Source organism: Methanobacterium veterum, assembly GCF_000745485.1.
GTDB lineage: Archaea > Methanobacteriota > Methanobacteria > Methanobacteriales > Methanobacteriaceae > Methanobacterium_D > Methanobacterium_D veterum.
In genome coordinates this window covers 432,127-448,719 of sequence record NZ_KN050694.1, presented here as the reverse complement: position 1 = coordinate 448,719, position 16,593 = coordinate 432,127, and the positions used below count along the sequence as shown (strand labels likewise).

The following is a 16,593-nucleotide window of genomic DNA, read 5'->3' as shown; positions in this document are numbered from 1 at the left end:
AAATGGAAAATAAACTACATGTATTTTTAATCACTTATCCCTTTCTTTCAAGGTATCCTAATTATTATATAGTTATGGATAAGTATATCTGTATATTTTCTTCTATCTTTAACAGATTATATGTAATTTTAGGAAGTGTTTACTGCCCAAAATGTGATAAAAATGTTGAAATAAGATATTGTGGTTGTTTTAAACCAGGAAAAAACGTATTTAATTTTTTAATACAGCACATTCTGGCCGAAATAAAAACTGTTATAATGCTTCTAAAAGATAGAAATGAATATGATTTAGTTATATTTCTGGCAGGGGAACCAATTTTATCCGCGTTTATGTCTAAATTACTTAAAAAAGAAATAATTTTTTTACCGCAAACCTCTGCTCCTGCTGGCGTTAAAAATGCTCATGGAAAAAATTCCAAAGTATTGGGAAATCTTTTTTATATATTCTATAAATTATTTGAAGGAATGAATTTCTATTTATCAGATAAAATAGTGTTAAATTCTCCTAAAATAGCAGAAAATTTGCATTTAGATATTAAAACAGATAAAATTATATTAAATAACCCTATTTTTGTTGATACGGCGCGTTTTAGAATTCAAAAAAAATATGATCAACGTAATGATCTGATTGGTTATATAGGCCGTTTAAGCAGTGAAAAAGGAATAATTAATTTTTTGAAGGCAGTGAAGTACATTTCTGATGATTATAAAGACTTGAATTTCTTTATAGGTGGGGATGGTCCGCTTAAAAGTGAAGTAGTTAATTTTGTTGCTGATAATAATCTGGATAAAGTGAAATTTAGTGGATGGATATCCCATGAAGATTTACCTGAATATTTAAATGAACTTAAATTATTAGTTATCCCGTCGTATATAGAGGGACTGCCAAATATAATGCTTGAAGCTATGGCCTGCGGCACTCCTGTTATTATAACTCCTGTTGGGGGAGTTTTAGATGTTGTAACTGATGAAAAGACGGGATTTATTATGCAAGACAATTCCCCAGACTGTATTGAAAAAAATATTATTAGAGCACTAAATTTTCAGGATATAAATAAAATAGTGCTAAATTCAAGAAAATTAATTGAAGATAAATACAGTTTTAAGACAGCTTTAGAAAGGTTTAAACTGGCTTTGGAGGGTTAAAATGTTAAAAATACCACCAAATAGATGGTTTTATTATTTAATATCAGTTGTAATATTAACAAATATCCTCATCTTTTCTGATAAATTTTTTCTTTACTCAAGTATAGATATAACAATATTAAGGCAAATACTCGCATTTTTATGCTTTTCTATAATTCCAGGTCTATCAATACTGTATATTCTTCAAGTCAATAACTTAAATTTTTTAAAGAAATTTTTGTTATCAGTTGGATTGAGCATTTGCTTTTTAATTTTTGCGGGTGTCCTTATAAATATGGCTTATTTAGCTGTAGGTATCCAAAAACCTTTATCGACTATACATTTAACACTCTCATTATCAATTATTGTGTTAATAATGTTAATTGCAGGTTATAAAATAAATAAAGAATCATTTGCCGTTAATTTAGAACTAAATTTTAACAACAGCTACAAATTTACTGTACTTCTTCCATTGATCTTCCCTTTTTTAGCCGTGCTGGGGACTTATGTTATGGGCCATTTTGGAAGCAATTTACTGCTGTTATTTTTAATATTTCTTATTGCAGCTTATATCATGATTTTAGCATATTTAAAAAATAATATATCTGGAAATACTTATCCTATAGCTCTTTTAATGATTAGTATTTCTCTACTGTTTGTCCATAGCTTAACTTCTAATTATATACTGGGAAGGGATGTTTACAGTGAATATTTTGCTTTTCAAATGGTTTTAAAAAACTTATCCTGGAATATTGCAAACTATAGGTCGGTTCTTACAGCTTGTTTAAGTTCCTCTCTTTTACCAACTATCTATGGCGTATTATTGAACATTAACAGCCCTTATATCTTCAAACTTGTTTATCCTTTGCTGTTTTCTATAACTCCCCTTGCAGTATTTTCTATTTCAAAAAAGTATTTAAACAATCAATATGCGTTTTTTGCAGCTTTATATTTTGTTTTTCAGCTGCCCTTTATTGACGAAAGCCAGAGTATGATGAGGCAGATCATTGCAATGGTTTTGTTTTCTTTAGCATTAATGATATTTTTAGAAAAAGAATTAGTTAATAGAAACAATGGGAAGATCATTTTTATATTGTTGATGTTTGGAGTTGTAGTTTCTCATTATACATCAGCTTATATATTTTTAATTTTATTTTCAATACTTTTTTTATTTAATTATGTTAAATTTGGATTATTTAGGGATATAAAAACAAATTTGAGCTTAACTTTAATTATTTTAATGTTTGTTTTCATATTCTTCTGGTACAGCCAATTAAATGCCAGTTTTAACAGCACGATTGTGGTTATCAATGACACTTTTAAGAACTTAATTAATTTCTTTGATATCGAAGCTAGAGATCAGTCTGTACTTATTACTATGGGACAGGGCATATCAAACATAGCGGAAATGATAAGGATATACACCTACGATTTAACATTTATTTTCATTGCATTAGGTGCCATTTATTCTTTTTTTAAGTGTAGAAAAAAATTAGACAGTGAATTTACTATTTTAGGAATTGTATGTATAGCTTTAATAGTATCTTTTGCAGTGCTACCATATATAAATTCTAAATATGGTAATGCCAGACTATTTTTGCAGGTTACAGTTATTATAGCGCCTTTTCTGGTTATTGGATTGATAGCTACTGCCAAAAAAATTAAGTTAAAACATGTTTCTTATTTAATTTTACCATTATTGCTACTGCAGTTATTCAATGTTACATTTGTAACGGATCAACTACTTGGAATTCATACATCTGTAGATTTAAACAATAATGGGGATAGATATAATGAGTTTTATATCCATGATTCTGAAGTAAGTTCTGCAAGATGGTTATTTAATGAAAATAAAGAACGCAGTGAAGTATATTCAACTAACACTTCAATTTATGCACCTTATAAGATTTATTCAGATTATTTTGGGACAAAGAGACTCAGTTGGGGATATTTATATAATGTTCACTATTTTAGTTTTACTTTTGATTCTATAAATGCTTCATTAATCCCGAATCAGGAATATTATGTCTATTTATGGAATTATAATACTGAAAAAAATGAAATATATTACAGGTCCTTCAATAAATTAGAGCAGGGAAATTTAGGCATATATGGCTACTTATTTAAAAACTCAGAAAAAATTTATGATAATGGCTTCTCGGATATTTATTATCACAGGGGAGAATAAAATGAAGATTATTTTTGTCCATAACACTGCTATGCCATATAGAATGCCATTTTTTAAAGAATTAAGTGAAAGATATGATATTAAATTTATTTTTACGCAGTTCCAAAGGTCTTTCAAGAGAAGAGGAATGGCTATACCTGAAATCAGGGAATTGAAAAATTCAGACTATAAAATCTTGGATAATCGATTTCCTATGGAAAATGCTTTAAGATTACTCTTTATATTGTTAACTAATGATTTTGATATTGTTGTAGGTAGTATAGATTATATACCTCCTTCAGCGTTAGTTATAAATTTTCTATGTTTCTTTATTGGGAAGTTAAAGGGTAAAAAAACTATATTTTGGAGTGAAGAGTGGGGATGGCCCATGCATCCCTTAAGAAAAATGGTTTCGCCATTTTTAAACTATATAATACATAATTGTGATGTATTAATGGTACCTGGCAAAAGACATGGGGAACACATGATTTCATTAGGAGCCCCGCCCCAAAAAGTATTTATCCTTCCAAATGCCACTAATTTAACTATAAAAGCATCAGATAACTTAAAAATGGAAAAATTAAGATATAGGTGGCAAAATCAAAAAATAATTCTTTATGTGGGACAGTTAAGAAAATTAAAAGGTATTCATTATTTGATAAAAGCATTTGCTAAACTTAAATCTAAAGTTGATAATGTTAGCTTGTTGATTATAGGAAAAGGAGAATACGAAGGTAAACTTATTAATTTATGCAGAAACTTAAACGTAGATAATGACACTTACTTTTTGGGCTTTGTTAAAAATGAAGATTTAGGTCCATATTACTTACTGGCTGACCTTTTTGTAATGCCGTCTGTAATAGACCGTGGTTTTGCAGAAGCATGGGCACTGGTTGTAAATGAAGCGATGACATTTAAGACACCGGTAATATCCACAGATGCTGTTGGCTGTGCCTTTGAAATGATTGAAAATGATGTAAATGGTTATGTTATACCTGAAAAAGATGAAAACGCATTATATAGGTCTATGTTAAAATTGTTATCTGATGATCATTTAATGGAAAAGATGGGTAAAAGTTCCAGAGTGAAAGTAGAAAAAGAATTTACCTATGAAAAGATGGTGAATGGATTTAATCAAGCTATAAAATTTTTAAAAATCCATTAAGCATTAGTATATGCATTTTCTAACATTTTGACCGTCCTTTGCCAGCTGTATTTAGATGCTTTTTTTATGTTTTGTTTAGAAATCCATTTTCTTAGATTATGGTCGTTTAAAAGCAACAATGTTTTTTCTGCAATCTCTTTAGAACTTTGGGGCTTTACAAGAAATCCATTTTTACCATCTTCAATTATTTCGTTTATTCCACATACTTCCGTTGCAACGACTGGCAGCCCTGAAGCCATTGCTTCCAGTAAAACGTTAGGAAAGCCTTCCTGTAAACTGGGAAGAACAAATATATCTGAATTTTTGAGGTAAACAGGAACTTTGTCTGTAGTTACCTTTCCTGAAAATGTAACCCTATTATTTATATTTAATTTATTTACTAATTTTTCTAAATTTTCCCTTTGAGGACCTTCACCGACAATTAACAGCTGAGTATTCATGTCTTTTTTAGTTATGTGCATCATAGCTTCTATTAAATAACTTAACCCTTTCTCAGGCCTCAGATTTCCTATAAATATTATTGTTTTTTCTTTTAACAATTCCGTATATTTTAGGGTTGAATCGTTAAACTGATTCATGTCGATACCATTTGGGATTACTAAAACTTCTTTGTTACTGATTTTTTGTATTTCTTTTTTCATATGCTCTGTCAATGCTATTACTGAATCTGCATTGTTGAGAATAGCTTTAACTAGAATTTTTTCGGCTTTAAATGGGTATATATCACTGCCGCGACCATATACCACATAAGGTATTTTAAGTGATTTTTTTATAAGATATGCAGTAAAAGCAGATATTCCACTTGTTGAGATTCCCTGAGCGTGTATTATCTCGGGATCTATCTTTTTAACAACTGGTAAAATTTTTCTCTGGTCAAAAAAAGGTCCAATAATTTTAGTTCCTATCATGTTTACAGGATGAACTACGAATTCATTTTCATCTGAAGAATTACTGTAAGAAGAAGTTATAATATGAATGGAATGCCCGTTATTGGCCAGATGTTTTGCAATGTTGTAAGTTGCAATTTCCATTCCCCCTACTCGATCTGGCGGAAATCCGGAAACTAAAATGGCAATTTTCATTTTTTTGCCACCAGAAATAAATTCTGATCCTTCAGGAAACCAAATCTCTCAATTATCCATCTAAAATGTTTTAAAACCTTATAATTAGCATTAAAACCTATGGGCAGTTTTTTAATCTTGATTACTTTAAAATCATCTTTTAGCAGTTGTGTAATATTATTTTCATCAAAAATTTGAAGGTGTCCCCATCTATGAAATTTAGTCCCACAATCAGGACATGAAACTGTATTCTGGCTTAAATTTTCATTGTAGGGGACTGTTACGATTAAATGTCCTCCTTTCTTTAGAATTCTATTAATTTCGGTTATGCCTTTGTTTAACGTGTTGTTATCAAGATGTTCTAGAATTTCTGTGGCAAAAATAGTGTCAAACGATTGATCTTCAAATGGTATATTTGTAATATCCCCTTTTATTATGTCTGGCTGTTTAGGTGCAATATCTAAACCTATGGAGTTAGGAATTAGATTAATTAGAGCGCCTGAACCAGCTCCTATATCTAGGACTTTATTTCCAATATATCTTTTTGACATTTTTAATATTTCTGGGGCAGATATATCGCCTGCATAATCAGCTTCATTCTTTTCCCAGAAATCTAATGTATCTTTTTTATCCCAATTTTTCTTCAAAGTACACATCATACCACAATCCCAAAGTAAATATGCTCCATATAATTCCTATACGATAAGTGTTGCCATTTTTCAGATTTTTAGCAATTTTTTCGATTTTTTCTTTTTTAAAAAGATTGTTTACAAGCTTATTTTCATAGAATGTCCCTAAAATTTTATCTTTTAGTTTATCTTCCATTATCCAGTTCTTTAATGGTGTTCCAAAACCTTGTTTTTTTCTTTTAATAATTATGGATGGCAATAAGTCCTTGACTGCCTGTTTAAGGATATACTTTTCATTTCCATTTTGTAACTTTAGGTTGGGAGGTATTGAAAAAGCATACTGAAATATGTTTTTATCCATAAGAGGTAACCTTTCTTCAAGTGAATTTGCCATTGTAGCTTTATCTGCTTTCATCAAAAATTTTTCTGGCAATAAGTTCTTACAATCTACAGCAAGCATTTTATTTAGCGGATTTTTCACATTGCATGGTATAAATGCTTGATTTTCAATATTTTTTGCTTTTAAATTTGTTAGCCAGTTAAGCTCTTCATTAGTCATAACTCTGGTAGTATGCATATGCGAGCCTTCTAATGGCCATTTTGCAAAATTTAAGGCAATATTTGTTAAATATTTTTCAATAGGGCTTCTGTAAATGTTTCCTTTATCAGGGAGATTATTAATGAGGGTAACTGCTAGTTTTTGTACAAGGGGATTATTTAATAAGGAATGCAGTTTAAGATTGGTCCTGTAATTTGGATATCCTGCAAATAGTTCGTCTCCTGCCTCTCCAGCAATAATTACTTTGACGTAATCTTTAGCTAGAGATGCTAAAAAATAATTATTTATAATCGCAGCATCACCAAGCGGTTCATCATTGTACCATGTAATTTTATCAATATTCTTTTCCACCATTTCAGATGTGAGGGTGATTTCATGATGTATGGTATCTAAATGGTCCGAAACTATTTTGGCATATTCTAACTCAGAAAAAGACTCAAATCCTATTGAAAATGTGTGGAAATCATAATCAATTAACGGTCGAGTTAACGCGGTAGTAGTACTTGAATCTAACCCTCCTGATAAAAAAGCACCTACTGGAACATCGGATATTACTCTATATTCGGCTGAATTTTGGAGTAAATTTCTTAATTTTTGAATTATTTCTGCTTCATCTTCGCAGCTAATTTCTTCAAAAAAATTCCAGTATCTCCTGATCTTCAATTCATTATCATTAATAGTTAAAATATGTCCGGCTGGCAGCTTTTTAACGCCTTCAAATAGGGTATTAGTTCCAACAGTGTACTGATAACATAAAAAACTGGATAAAGCTCTTTGATTAATTCGTTTTTTGATATTTGCGTTTAAAATTCCTTTAATTTCAGATGCAAAAAAGAGTTTTCCATCATTATTGTAATAGTATAACGGCTTTTTCCCCACTGGATCTCTGGCTAATACTAATTTTTTGTTGTTTTTATCCCAGATAGCAAATGCAAACATTCCATTTATCTTTTTTACTAAATTTTCCCCGTATTCTTCATATAAATGAACAAGAAGTTCAGTATCAGAATTTGTATAGAATTCATGTCTTGAATTTAAGTTTTCTTTTAATTCAAGATAATTATAGATTTCTCCATTTAATATCACCCATATATCTTCGTTTTCATTATGTATGGGTTGGTGGCCAGTTTCAAGATCGATAATGCTCAGTCTACGATGTCCCAATGAGATATTATCATCTAAAAAGTAGCCGTGATCATCAGGACCCCTATGAATCAAACTATTACACATTTTTTTAATTATTTTAGAGTCTTCTAGTCCATATATTCCACATATTCCACACATTCTATTACTCCCTGTTGAATATCCTTTTAAAAATTATCAGATCACTTTCTGAAAAGGTCTTCATAGCAAATAAAATTCCAAAATAAATCAGTGTAGATAATAATATGGCAATTAAAAGGTTATTTTTAAAGTAATTTGCCACTAAAAAAACAAAGAAGCTTGCAATTACTGGTTTGATTGCAATTGTTTTAACTTCTATTTTACAGATATTTTTTGAAATAAAATAAACACTTAATACCAGCGATAAAAATTCTGTTAAAACTGTGGCAAGGGATGATCCTAAATAACTGAAATAAGGAATAAATATGACATTTGTTGTTATATTGAAAATCATACATATTGAAAGGATTATAAGCAGTAATTTTTGTTTATTTACAGATATCAATAAGATCCTGAATAGGTAAGTCAAATAAATAATGGGTATGGCCCAGATAAGAATTTTTAAAGCAGTACTTGATTGTATAAATCCTGCCCCATAAATCAGCAAAATTATTTGATCTGAGAGTGCTACGCTTCCTGCTGCTATTGGTAATCCCAATATAATCAGATATTTAAGAGATTTGTTGTATGAAAAGCTCAAAGAATCCTTGGAATAAACATGTAATTTAGAAAAAACGGGGTATATTGCTGTGGAAAAAACTATTGGTACCACCATTAGTGCTTCAATTAACTTATATGAAGCGTTATAATAACCGACTGCCATGTTCCCTTTAATAAGTGAAAGTATAACAGTATCAATTCTAAATACTATTATAGAAAATAATATGGCAAATGATATTGGCAGAGATTCTAATAAAGCCCACTTCCAAAAATAAAGGTCAATTTCAATTTTGGGCAGTATAAATTTTCTTATACATGCTGCTGCAGAGTAGATTAGGAAAAGCAAATTAGCGATAAGATAAACAATGGCAAAGCCGGTTATATCAAATTTAAATGTTATAGCGATTAAAGCACCAGCAAGTAGAAAAAAATTGTTTAATATTTGACCAATAGCTCTAAATTCCATTTTTTCGTAGGACTGAAAGATTGAATTAAAGATATCTGCTGCTACTGCAAAAACTGTGGATAATGCAATTATATAAATTATATTTTTTACAATGGGGGGATAAGGTAATATATTTACAAATATTACAATGATTAAAAAAATAAATGAAGATAAAATAGACCTGATTAAGATAGTATTGCCTAAAAATTTGCCTGCTAGTTTTTTATCCTTTGAAACTTCACGTGTAGTGAATGTACTAAGTCCTAAATCCATAAATACTCCAAATATTCCAGTAAGTGCAATTGCAGAGGATAATATTCCAAAATTTTCGGCCCCTAAATATCTGGCACTGTACATTATATAGAAAAATCCTAAAACATAACCTATAAACTGAGAAATAAATAATATTACAGTATTTTTAGCTAATTTCTGTGTGCCGTTCATTTTTTTACCAAAAATCTATTTTAACCTAATTATATTTTTTTTATGAATTATGGCTGTAAATTCGTTTTTTACAATTTAACTGCTTAATAATGACTTATTTTTAAATTTTTCTAATTTAATGATGATTACTTCTAAAAAAGTTGATGGTTTTTTCTAATCCATCCTTAAAATTGTCTTTAGGTTCATATCCAAATGATTTTGCTTTAGATATATCTGCAAGTGAATGTTTTATGTCTCCAGGTCGTGGATCAACATATTTTGGGTCAATTTTTTTACCAGTTAATTTATTTATCATAAAAATAAGTTCATTGAGTTTTATTTGTTTACCACGCGCAATATTGAAAATTCCCGTTTTATTAGATTCAGCAGCCAGAATATTGGCATTTACAATATTTTTAATAAAAGTAAAGTCTCTGCTTTGCAGCCCATCACCGTAAACTATTGGATGTTCTTCTTTAAGGATGGAAGTTATAAATTTGGGAATTACCGCGGCATACTGTGAATATGGATCCTGTCTGGGGCCGAAAACATTAAAATACCTTAAAGAGATTGTTTGAAGGCCATATATTTCTTTAAAAATATTACAATATTGTTCACATGTAGCTTTAGTAACTGCATAAGGTGATTTAGGGCTGACTTGCATGGTTTCAATTTTAGGTAACTCTGGAGTATCTCCATAAACTGAAGATGAAGATGCGAAAACAACTTTTTTAATATCAAGCTCACAAGCAGCAATTAAAACTTTTAAAGTACCGGTAATATTCGCCTTATTAGAATTTAATGGATCATTTATGCTCCTTGGTACACTTGGAACAGCTGCTTGATGAAAAACATATTCACAACCCTCAAAAATTTCATTAAGATTGATAGAATTGATATCTCCTAAATTAATTTTAATGTTGGACTGATCAAGATGATTAATGTTTTCTATTTTTCCTGTTGACTGATTATCAATAATTACTACTTTATTATCTTGATATAATTCTTCAACTAGATTAGATCCAATAAATCCAAGCCCGCCGGTAACTGCTACTTGTTTATTCTTAATTTTCTCTATCTCCTGAGGTGATATTTATTTAAATTTTTATTTAATTGATTTTAAGAGGCAATATCGCATATTTTTTAAAAAGTTTAGGGATAATTTATAAATACCAACAAATTAATATTAGTATGTAATTACTTAATAATGTTATTAAGTAATTACTTAGATATTATTTAATATCATTTAATATATTTATATTATTCGTTTGGCATGGTGAATTAGGTGTATAACAAAATGTTTGAGAAAATTAAAACCCGAAGTGCAAAAATTTGTATAGTGGGCCTTGGTTATGTAGGTCTGCCAACAGCAATTTTCTTTGCACAAAAAGGATTTGATGTAATTGGCGTTGCAAGAAATGAGGAAAAAATAAACCTGATAAATAGGGGCATATCTACTATTGGGGAACTTAAGCTTGATCATAAGCTCTCAAAAGTTATAAATGATAAGAAATTGTGCGCTACATCTGATTTAAAGTGGGCAACTGAAGTATCGGATATAATTATATCTATTGTGCCTACTCCTGTGGATGAATTTAAGGAGCCAGATCTCACTCCAATTATATCTTCTGGAGGAGAAATTGCTAAGGGATTGGGTACTGATAAACTAGTTATTTTAGAATCTACTGTTTATCCTGGTGTTACAGAAGAGGTCTTACAGCCTATTTTAGAAAGATCTGGATTAAAAGCAGGATTAGATTTTGGACTGGCATATTGCCCTGAGAGGTATAATCCTGGGGATGAAAAACACAGTATTGAAAACGTTGCAAGAGTAGTAGGGGGAATAACACCTGAGTGGGCTGAAATAACAAGAGAGTTGTACCAGATTATAATAAAAGAAGAAGTTAATGTTTTAAGGAACATCAGGACTGCAGAAGCTGCCAAAGTAATTGAAAATACCCAGAGGGATTTAAATATAGCTTTGATGAATGAACTTGCAATGATATTTGAACGTTTAAATATTGATATAATGGATGTAATTGATGGTGCACAAACTAAATGGAATTTTAATGTTTATTATCCAGGTTGTGGGGTAGGAGGCCATTGTTTGCCTGTTGATCCTTATTATCTGGTTAAAAAGGCAAAGGAATTAGGATATCATTCCAAAGTTATAGCTGCTGGAAGGACAATTAACGATAATATGCCTGTTCATACCTTAAATTTGATTCAGGATGCATTAAATGAACATGAAAAGTCAGTTAAGAATTCTAAAATTGTAATTCTAGGTTTTTCATATAAGGAAAATGTTGGAGATGCAAGAGAATCCCCTGCACTAACTTTAATTAAACATTTGAAGTGGAAGGGTGCTGATGTGGTTGTTGTTGATCCTTACATTGGAGACACTGGAGAATATGGTGTTCTAGAAACCGATTTGTATAATGCACTTGAAAATGCAGATGCAATGGTACTCATGACATGTCATGATGAGTTTGAATCAATTGACTTTGAAAGAGCAAAAAATTTGATGAAAATACCTATTTTAATTGATGGGAGACGAATTTTTGCCCCTGAGAAATTAAAAAACATTGGGTTCAGTTATAAAGGTATTGGGGCCATAAATAATAACAATATAAAAATTATCAAAGAAATACCTGGTTCAAAAGCTCTTAAAACTCAAAAAACTAAATTATAATTAATTTAGAATTATATTTGTACAAACCTGTTAAAGAGTATGTTATTGATGAAAATTGAAGTCAGGGAATTCATATGCATTCAAAGTCTTTAATAGTATTTAAATTCCTGAAACTCATTGTGCTCTCATCAAGTTCCTCAACATCAACATATTTGACATTTAAGTTATCAATAAGTGACTTTACGTGGTATTGTTCTTTTTTAACCAGATTTCTGCCTATGTCTACTGCATCTTTTTTATAAATAGAATGCAGTGGCTCAATATGTCCATCATCCCATATTGGGACAACTGCATCAAATTTTTTAGATTCTGCAATCTCAAACATCTTTAAAATAAATGGTTTAGAAATAAAGGGAGAATCACACGGTAAAATTTGACCATATTCTGAATTAATATATGAAAGTCCGGTTAAAATTCCAACAAGGGGCCCTTGATCTTTAGTTTCGTCTGTAACAATCTTAATTGACATATCTATGTCTTTTAAAATAGGTTTATATTTATCAATTTGTTCCTGATCCCTTAAAACCAGCACAATTTCATCAACAATACCTTTAATAGTATCTAAAACATGCATGAGCATTGGTTTACCATTTAAAACAAGTGAACCTTTATCTTTTCCCATTCTACGGCTTCTACCGCCACACAGAATTATAATGGATTTCATAAAATGAACCTCATTTAAAATTAGATAAAAAATAGAAAAAAATAGTATGTTTGATGTTTTACATCAAACGGGTTGTGGGATAATTTGGACTTTCATTGGTTATTGTAATATCATGGGGATGACTTTCGGTCATACCGCTTGCTGTGATCTTTACAAACCTTGCTTTCTCCTTCATTGCTGGAATGTCTTCTGCACCACAGTAACCCATAGAAGACTTAAGTCCTCCTATTAACTGGAATAAAACTTCATTTACAGGGCCTTTGTATGGTACAACTCCTTCTATTCCTTCTGGGACAAGTTTAGCATGTTTCATTGGCCCTTTTACTTCCTGGAAGTAGCGGTCTGTTCCTGCACCAGCTCCACCAGTCATTGCTCCAAGTGAACCCATACCTCTGTACTGTTTGAATTTTCTTCCATTCATAATTACAACATCGCCAGGAGCTTCGTGTGTTCCTGCAAGTAAACTTCCAAGCATTACTGCATCAGCACCTACAGCTATAGCTTTTGCAACATCTCCTGAAAATCTTAAACCTCCATCTGCTATAACTGGAATTCCAGATTCTTTTGCAACATCTGCAACGTCTGACACTGCTGTAAGCTGTGGAACACCCACACCTGCAACTATTCTTGTTGTACATATGGATCCTGGTCCAATACCAACTTTAAGTCCGTCGACCTCTTTTGCTATTAATGCTTCTGCAGCCTCGGCTGTTGCAATATTACCAACAAGTAAATCTGCATCGATGTTGTCTTTAATTGTTTTGACATAATCTACAACATGTAAATTATGGGCATGAGAGACGTCTATTGCTATAATGTCTGCCCCTGCATCATCAAGAGCCATGGCACGTTCTAAATCAAATGGCCCTGTTGCTGCGGCCACCATAAATTTCCCTTTTTTATCTCTTGATGCATTAGGGAATTTCTTTCTTTCTAAGATATCACGTATAGTTACAATTCCCATTATTTTTCCGTTTCGAACTACAGGTAGCCTTTCGACTTTGTTTTCATAGGCAATATCCAGTGCTTCATCAGGAGTAGTTGATTCCGGGATAGTCAGGACTTCTTCTGTCATTATGTCCTTAACTTTCTTTTTAGAACCCTTGTTAATGATAGGTTTAATATCTCTCCTACTTATTATTCCTACAACAATCTCATTTTCTACAACAGGAAGCCCGCTTACTTCTTCCATATCCATTATCTCATTTGCTTCCGCTATGGATGCGTCCGGACTTATTGTTATTACATCACGTATAGTAAGGTCGCTGGATTGTTTTACTTTTTTGACTTCAGTTACCTGCTCATTTATGGTCATATTCCTGTGTATGATCCCCAGTCCGCCTTCCTGGGCAAGTGTTATTGCCATTTTGGATTCTGTAACTGTATCCATTGCAGAACTTATAATAGGAATATTAATACGATAATTTCTTGAAATTTGTGTTTCAACTTTAACATCTTTTGGTTCTACTGAAGAAGCATTAGGTATTAATAAAAAATCATCAAATGTATACCCTTTTGGAGCTTCTTTTAGTTTTTTAGAGTACATAAATACCTCCATTTAATCTTTAATGAAATAGTTATCATCAAAACTTGGTTTTGATGTTATGCTTAGAAAATTTTTAAACAAAACGCAATTTAAGGAAAATACGTTTTGTAAATATTGGATAGGATCAAGGTTTAATACAAATTGTAAGTTGCTTAAGGAATTCTACAATTTGTTTTTTATATTTGCTTTTTAATTAACTAAAACTGTTCTATCATCTTCTTCAATTCACTTACAGCACTTCGGTGAATCTTACCTGAATTTCTATCTCCACCGATGCATGCTGCTCCCCTTATACCTACTACATCGCATCCTGTTTGATGCAGTGTTAAAAGCTGATCTTTTTTTACTGAGCCTGCAAGGGCTGATTTTAATCCGTAATCGTGAATTTCATCGTTGAATTTAGTTAATTTTTCAGTATCCATAAAATCAAATAATGTTTTCCCGTCTTTAACTGCAGTATCTACCATTGCGATATCTGCACCTGCACTTGCGGCTACCTTTGGTATTTCCATAGGATCAACTGCGCCAACTCGATGAGCATCTGCATATCCTGATGCAACTACTATTGCATCTTCTCTGTAATCTCTTACGGTCTTTACAACATTTTTCATTACTTCAAGTGCTTCATCGTAGTTTTTTGTACCATATAATCCTACTTTGATGTAATCTGCTCCAGAAACTGCAGCACCGAGGGCTGCAAGTGATACTGTACCTGGTTTATATGGAACATCGCCTAGTGTAGCGCTTACAAGTGTATCTTTGGGTGTCATTTCCCTTATACTTTTAATGACCCATGGAAAATTTGCGCCGAGTGAACCTTCTTTTGGATTTTTGACATCGACTATATCTGCACCGCCTTCAATAGATTCAAGTGCTTCTTCGGTGTTTATTGGGCTTATTAAGAGAAGCAAATTTTATACCTCCGTTTTCAATCAAATCAATTTTTTATATTATTTCTATGGTTAAGTATCATAAAATGTCCATTTTATCATAACTTTTTAGAACATTATATATATCTTTATATAATTTCTATTTAAGTTCTTATTGAATTAATTTTTATATCATAAGTGTTTTTTGATATTTAAAAAGGTGATCCCTGTTTTTTGATCTTCTCACTAGTTCCATGATGCTCATCTGGACAAACTCCAGATTGCACTGACATTTCCCTTAATTTTTCAATCATTTCATTTGTCTTTATGTTAACTGGGCATTCAAGGGTACATAGGCCACATAATGTACATTTAAAGAGTCCTGAATCGAAACATATTTTATTATCAGTTATAAAATTACTTAAAACTATTCCTCTGCCACCTAAATATCCTCTGTACCCAAAATCAGACCCTGTAACATTATAAACTGGGCATGAAACAATACAACTACCGCACCCAATACATAACAAACATTCTTTACTTTGTTTGAGTGCATCACTCCTTCCGTTATCTAGAAGAATCACTATCACTCGTTTTGCACCGTACATATCTTTCAAAAGTACCTGTTCAATATCTGCTGTTTTGGAGGGTGATGTGATGACATTCATGTATGCGGGGATTTTTTTCCCAGTTGCAAATATTGTTTCAAGTTTTACAACACTTACTGCATCTTCTACTGTCCTTACAAGTTTATCAATTCCCACTACAACTATATGGGTATCTTTCATGGATACTAAACTGATATTACCTTCGTTATGGACCATAACTAATGCGCCGTCTTCTGCAGCTACACTGTTTGCTCCAGTTATACCCACATTGCAATTTGTAAGCCTTTCTATAATATCTGCCTTAAATATATCTAAAATAGATTTAGGTTCAGGTTGTACTTCCACACCGAATTTTTTTGATGCAATTTGGGCTATTTTTTCCATATCTAAATGTGCAGCTGGACCTATTGGGTGAGAAGGGCCGTAACTTTCAGGATCCATTTGAACTATTCTATCGCCAAGATCAGTTTCAACAATTTCTATTCCTTTGCTCCCTAGAAATGCAGAAAGCCCTATTTCATTTACGTTGTTTGATTTAGATTTTGCTATAATGGGTTCATCTTTAATTAGTTTATAAATTTCATCCAAGGCCACTTGAGAGTTTTCTGCAAAAATAACTTCCATTCCATTTTCTAAAAATCTATTTTTTGCAGTTTCTATGAGTTCTTCAAGGTTTCCAATACTGTATTCCCTTATTTTTTTTACTCTTTCTTGAAGCTTACTTATGCGTTCATTTTCATCTTTTAAAAGCTTCTTTTTTCTGGTTTCAATTATATTAAATGATCTTCGCATTGCATCTAATTTGGCATCGTCCATT

The 16,593-nt window shown here is 31.4% G+C and carries 13 protein-coding genes; 4 read left to right on the top strand and 9 right to left on the bottom strand.

All coding sequences use genetic code 11. From position 1 onward, the window contains the following. The first annotated feature begins 2 nt into the window (after nucleotides 1-2). From EJ01_RS15990 to EJ01_RS15980, 3 genes are all read left to right on the top strand, one after another. A complete protein-coding gene (locus tag EJ01_RS15990) occupies nucleotides 3-1,145 on the top strand; it encodes a glycosyltransferase family 4 protein (RefSeq protein WP_048082704.1) in 1,143 nt (380 codons plus the stop codon). 274 nt (nucleotides 1,146-1,419) lie between these two features. After that, the gene (locus tag EJ01_RS15985) at nucleotides 1,420-3,312 is read left to right on the top strand and encodes a DUF2206 domain-containing protein (RefSeq protein WP_169740476.1); all 1,893 of its coding nucleotides are present in this window, start codon (nucleotides 1,420-1,422) and stop codon (nucleotides 3,310-3,312) included. Nucleotide 3,313: 1 nt separating this feature from the next. Then, entirely contained in the window at nucleotides 3,314-4,456 is a 1,143-nt protein-coding gene (locus EJ01_RS15980) for a glycosyltransferase family 4 protein (protein ID WP_052376287.1), read from the top strand. Here the strand turns inward: EJ01_RS15980 and EJ01_RS15975 are convergent. The 5 genes from EJ01_RS15975 to EJ01_RS15955 form a co-directional block, all read right to left on the bottom strand. Then, nucleotides 4,453-5,538 (bottom strand): glycosyltransferase family 4 protein, encoded by a 1,086-nt coding sequence (locus EJ01_RS15975; protein ID WP_048082702.1) that lies wholly within the window; start codon nucleotides 5,536-5,538, stop codon nucleotides 4,453-4,455. The genes EJ01_RS15980 and EJ01_RS15975 overlap by 4 nt on opposite strands. Further along, on the bottom strand, nucleotides 5,535-6,164 hold the full coding sequence (locus EJ01_RS15970) for a class I SAM-dependent methyltransferase (RefSeq protein ID WP_169740475.1): 630 nt from the start codon (nucleotides 6,162-6,164) through the stop codon (nucleotides 5,535-5,537). Before EJ01_RS15970 ends, EJ01_RS15975 begins: the two co-directional genes overlap by 4 nt. Further along, nucleotides 6,145-7,989 carry an asparagine synthase (glutamine-hydrolyzing) gene (gene asnB / locus EJ01_RS15965; protein ID WP_048082700.1) on the bottom strand — a complete coding sequence of 615 codons (1,845 nt, stop codon included), beginning with the start codon at nucleotides 7,987-7,989 and terminating at the stop codon, nucleotides 6,145-6,147. The genes EJ01_RS15970 and asnB overlap by 20 nt, the downstream gene beginning before the upstream one ends. Before the next feature lie 4 nt (nucleotides 7,990-7,993). Beyond that, nucleotides 7,994-9,418, bottom strand: a complete 1,425-nt coding sequence (locus tag EJ01_RS15960) for a flippase (protein ID WP_048082699.1) — start codon at nucleotides 9,416-9,418, stop codon at nucleotides 7,994-7,996. Between the two features lie 115 nt (nucleotides 9,419-9,533). Next, on the bottom strand, nucleotides 9,534-10,466 hold the full coding sequence (locus EJ01_RS15955; protein ID WP_048082698.1) for an SDR family oxidoreductase: 933 nt from the start codon (nucleotides 10,464-10,466) through the stop codon (nucleotides 9,534-9,536). 228 nt (nucleotides 10,467-10,694) lie between these two features. Between EJ01_RS15955 and EJ01_RS15950 the strand changes: the two genes are divergently transcribed. Then, complete coding sequence (locus EJ01_RS15950) at nucleotides 10,695-12,089, top strand: nucleotide sugar dehydrogenase (protein WP_084689254.1); 1,395 nt, start codon at nucleotides 10,695-10,697, stop codon at nucleotides 12,087-12,089. Between the two features lie 70 nt (nucleotides 12,090-12,159). Here EJ01_RS15950 and EJ01_RS15945 read toward each other — a convergent pair whose 3' ends face one another. From EJ01_RS15945 to EJ01_RS15930, 4 genes are all read right to left on the bottom strand, one after another. Next, nucleotides 12,160-12,753: a molybdenum cofactor guanylyltransferase gene (locus EJ01_RS15945; protein WP_048082697.1), complete on the bottom strand. Its 594-nt coding sequence runs from the start codon at nucleotides 12,751-12,753 to the stop codon at nucleotides 12,160-12,162. A gap of 58 nt (nucleotides 12,754-12,811) precedes the next feature. Further along, nucleotides 12,812-14,299, bottom strand: coding sequence for an IMP dehydrogenase (gene guaB, locus EJ01_RS15940; protein ID WP_048082696.1), 1,488 nt, complete (start codon nucleotides 14,297-14,299; stop codon nucleotides 12,812-12,814). A 197-nt stretch (nucleotides 14,300-14,496) separates the two neighbouring features. Next, nucleotides 14,497-15,210, bottom strand: a complete 714-nt coding sequence (locus tag EJ01_RS15935; RefSeq protein ID WP_048082695.1) for a (5-formylfuran-3-yl)methyl phosphate synthase — start codon at nucleotides 15,208-15,210, stop codon at nucleotides 14,497-14,499. Between the two features lie 170 nt (nucleotides 15,211-15,380). Further along, on the bottom strand, nucleotides 15,381-16,592 hold the full coding sequence (locus EJ01_RS15930; protein WP_048082694.1) for an LUD domain-containing protein: 1,212 nt from the start codon (nucleotides 16,590-16,592) through the stop codon (nucleotides 15,381-15,383). Nucleotide 16,593: the final 1 nt, after the last annotated feature.